The sequence below is a fragment of the Kitasatospora sp. NPDC059577 genome, from assembly GCF_042735475.1.
In the GTDB taxonomy this organism is placed as follows: Bacteria; Actinomycetota; Actinomycetes; order Streptomycetales; family Streptomycetaceae; genus Kitasatospora.
This window is the reverse complement of the sequence record NZ_JBHWBZ010000133.1, coordinates 1-3,446: the sequence shown is the minus strand read 5'-3', so window position 1 is coordinate 3,446 and position 3,446 is coordinate 1. Positions and strand designations below refer to the sequence as shown.

Below are 3,446 nucleotides of genomic sequence, written 5' to 3'. Positions count from 1 at the left end.
CCGCCGACGTCACCGACGCCGCCCGGCTCCTCGCCGACCGCGCCGAGGGCGTCGTGATCACCCTCGGCGCGGACGGCGCCCTGGTCCTCACGGACGGACGGTCGAGCCGGCTGCCGGCCCCCGCCGTCCGGGTGGTCGACACCACCGGAGCGGGCGACGCCTTCTGCGGCGCCCTCGCCGCCGGCCTCGCGCGCGGCGCCGACCTCCCCGGAGCGGCGGCCACCGCCGTCGCCGCCGGGGCCTTCGCCGTCACCGCCCTCGGCGCCCGCGGCGCACTCCCCCGGCCGACGGACCTCTGACCGCGCGCCGAACGAGCCGCGGGGGGGGGGGGGGGGCCGGGCCGGCGCGCCCGCCCCGCCGCCCCCCCGCCCCCCCCCCCACTTCCCCCGGCCCCCCCGCCCCCCGAGGGGGCCCCGGCCCCCGTCGTCCGCAGCGTCCGCGCGAACCCGGGTACCCGCGACGGCGCTACGGCCGCCCCATGAACGCCGGGTAGTAGCCGCTGCTGATCGCCGAGATCCGGATGGTGGTCCCCGGTCGCGCGGCCTCGACGTACTGGTTGTTGCCCAGGTAGATCGCCACGTGCTGGATGCCCCGCGCAGTCCCGTCCGGCGACCAGAACAGCAGGTCACCGCGGCGCAGCTGGCTCGCCTTGACGGGCGTGGTCGCCGCGAACTGGTCGTTGGCGACCCGCGGCAGGCTGATGCCGCCGCGCCTGAAGGACTGCTGGACCAGGCCCGAGCAGTCGTACCCGTCCGGCCCGTTGCCCGCCGTCCGGAACGGCTTGCCCAGCTGGGCGAGCGCGTACTGCACGGCGGTCTCGACGTCCGGGTCCGCGGCCACCGAGCCGCCGGACGAACCCGAGCCCGCGGGACCCGACGAGGACGAGGAACCGCCCCCGGTCCGCGCCAGGTAGATGTCGTAGTGCGTGGTCCAGCGCCACTCGCCCTTGCTGTTGCGGAACCAGTAGCGCGAACCGTCCCAGCCCTGCTTGATCCCCCCGCTCGACGACGTGGTCGTGGACTTCGTCCCGCCACCGGTCCGCGCCACGTACACGTCGTAGTGCGAGGTCCAGCGCCACTGCCCCTGGCTGTTCTTGAACCAGTACCGCGAGCCGTCCCACCCGGCGTGCGCCGGCGCGGTCTCGGCCGCCGCCGGGGTCACGCCGGTGCCGAGGCCGAGCACGCCCGCTCCGGTCGCGATCACGGCCACCATGCCTATCCCCCGGCGGAGCCGCGCGGCCCTGGAGGGACGGGAGGAACGGGCGGTGGCAGCGGCCTGCTGCGCGGTCGGTTCGTCGGCGGCATCCGGTGCGCCGGTGTTGACGGTGGTCATCCCTGCTGACTTCCTTCACTGCTGTGGATCTCAGCGAGAGGCTGCGGATCGCCGCGACTCGCTGCGGACTGCCGCCGGAACGGGCGGCTGCGGTGCTGATTCGAACCGCCGTGGTCCCGGTACCACCGGTTCCCACGGCCGGGCAGACCGAGGCCTGCCTGTTCGTCACGTTAGGCACGCATCCGCTCACGGCGCGCAGTGGAGTGCGCCAATGGAAGGGGTCACGGGCGGTGAGCACCGACGCCGCATCAGGGTGAACACCCGTCACCGGGGAGGTGTCCGACGCCCCCTCATCACCGGCCGTCGGCCTCCGTCAGCAGCTGCTTCTTGAGCACCTTTCCCAGTGCGTTGCGGGGCAGTTCGGGTACCAGCACGACCCGGCGCGGCCGCTTGTGCACCGAGAGCCGCTCCGCCACGAAAGCCGTCAGCTGTTCCCCCGTCACGGCGCCGTCCGGGATGACGTACGCGACGACCGCCTGTCCGAGATCCGGGTCCGGCACGCCGACCACCGCCGCGTCGGCGACCGACGGGTGGTCGCGCAGCGCGGCCTCCACCTCGCCCGCGCCGATCCGGTAGCCGCCGCTCTTGATCAGGTCCACCGAGGCCCGGCCGACGATCCGGTGGAAGCCGTCCGGCCCGATCACCGCGACGTCGCCGGTGCGGAACCAGCCGTCCGCCGTCCAGGCCTCGGCGTCGGCGTCCGGCCGGTTGAGGTAGCCGCTGAACAGTGTCGGGCCGGACACCTGCAGCTCACCGACGGTCTCCCCGTCGTTCGGCAGCCGCGTGCCGTCCTCGCCGACCAGCCGGGTGCGTACCCCGTCCAGCGGCAGGCCGACGCTGCCGGGGCGCCGCTCGCCGTCGGCCCTGGTGCTGACGGTGATCAGCGATTCGGTCATCCCGTACCGCTCGATCGGGGCGTGCCCGGTGAGCGCGGCCAGCTTCTCGAACACCGGCACGGGCAGCGGCGCGCTGCCGGAGACGAGCAGCCGGGCCGGGGCCAACCGGGCCGCCGCCTCCGGGTCCGCCGCCAGCCGGGACCAGACGGTGGGCACGCCGAAGTACAGGCTGCCGCCGGCCGCCGCGTACCCGGCCGGGGTGGGCCGGCCGGTGTGCACCAGCCGACTGCCGGTGCGCAGGGCTCCGAGCACGCCGAGCAACAGGCCGTGCACGTGGAACAGCGGCAGGCCGTGGGCGAGGGTGTCCTCTGCGGTCCACTGCCAGGCCGCGGCCAGCGCGTCCAGGTCGGCGGCGATCGCCCCGCGCCGGATCACCGCGCCCTTGGGCGCGCCGGTGGTGCCCGAGGTGTAGAGCACGAAGCCGGTGGAGTCCGCGGCCGGCTCGGCGTACGTGGCGGCGGAGCGCTGCAGCGGATCGACCGGCAGGCCCTCCACCGGGCCGGACCCGGGCAGCGCCTCCCCGGCGGCGTGGGCGAGCAGCGTCGCGCCCGAGTCGCGCAGGATGTGCTCGCGCTCCTTTGGCCCCGAGTCGGGCGGCAGCGGCACCACCGGGACGCCCGCGAGCAGGCCGCCGACCACGGCGGTGACCGTCTCGACGGTGGGCCGGGCGAGCACCGCCAGCGCGGGGGCGCCGGCCACCCGGTCCGCGACGGCGGTCGCCGCGCCCAGCAGTTCCTCCCGGGAGAGCGTCCGACCGTCGATCCGCAGCGCGTCCGCCGCGTCGCCGAATCCGCCCTGAAGTGCCGTCAGCAGTGCCATGCCACCGTCCTCGCCCTCGTCCCACGCTGTCGCGTCGCGTCCCGCACGTCACACGTCCGGGTCATGCGTTCACCTCATGCCCCGGACGCCACAGGTCAGGGGTATGAGGACGGCTCATGCCCCGCCCGCCACACGATCGGGTCATGAGCCCCGCTCATCCCCCGACATGAGGACGGCTCATGCCCGCACGTCACACGCGTTCGCGCCGACTCTACGGGCCGCGGCACCACCCGCCGTGCTCCGGGGACGACGACGGAGGGCGTGGCACCGAGCACCCGGCGCCACGCCCTCCGAACCTTCCCGCGGGATCAGGCCTTGCGGGCCTTCACCTCGGCGGTGAGCTGCGGCAGGACCTCGAAGAGGTCACCGACCACGCCGTAGTCGACCAGCTCGAAGATC

The 3,446-nt window shown here is 75.3% G+C and carries 3 protein-coding genes; 1 reads left to right on the top strand and 2 read right to left on the bottom strand.

All coding sequences use genetic code 11. The features are described from left to right. Positions 1–299, top strand: a 299-nt coding sequence (locus tag ACFV0O_RS41310; protein ID WP_380350187.1) for a PfkB family carbohydrate kinase, incomplete at its 5' end; no start/stop codon positions are given. A 166-nt stretch (positions 300–465) separates the two neighbouring features. Here the strand turns inward: ACFV0O_RS41310 and ACFV0O_RS41305 are convergent. Together ACFV0O_RS41305 and ACFV0O_RS41300 are read right to left on the bottom strand one after the other, a co-directional pair. After that, on the bottom strand, positions 466–1,332 hold the full coding sequence (locus ACFV0O_RS41305) for a C40 family peptidase (RefSeq protein WP_380350185.1): 867 nt from the start codon (positions 1,330–1,332) through the stop codon (positions 466–468). A 293-nt stretch (positions 1,333–1,625) separates the two neighbouring features. Next, complete coding sequence (locus tag ACFV0O_RS41300) at positions 1,626–3,047, bottom strand: acyl-CoA synthetase (protein WP_380350182.1); 1,422 nt, start codon at positions 3,045–3,047, stop codon at positions 1,626–1,628. Positions 3,048–3,446 lie beyond the last annotated feature (399 nt).

Coding starts and splice junctions, on each gene's coding strand:
- ACFV0O_RS41305 (WP_380350185.1), bottom strand. CDS start 1,332: ATGACCACCGTCAACACCGGCGCACCGGATGCCGCCGACGAACCGACC.
- ACFV0O_RS41300 (WP_380350182.1), bottom strand. CDS start 3,047: ATGGCACTGCTGACGGCACTTCAGGGCGGATTCGGCGACGCGGCGGAC.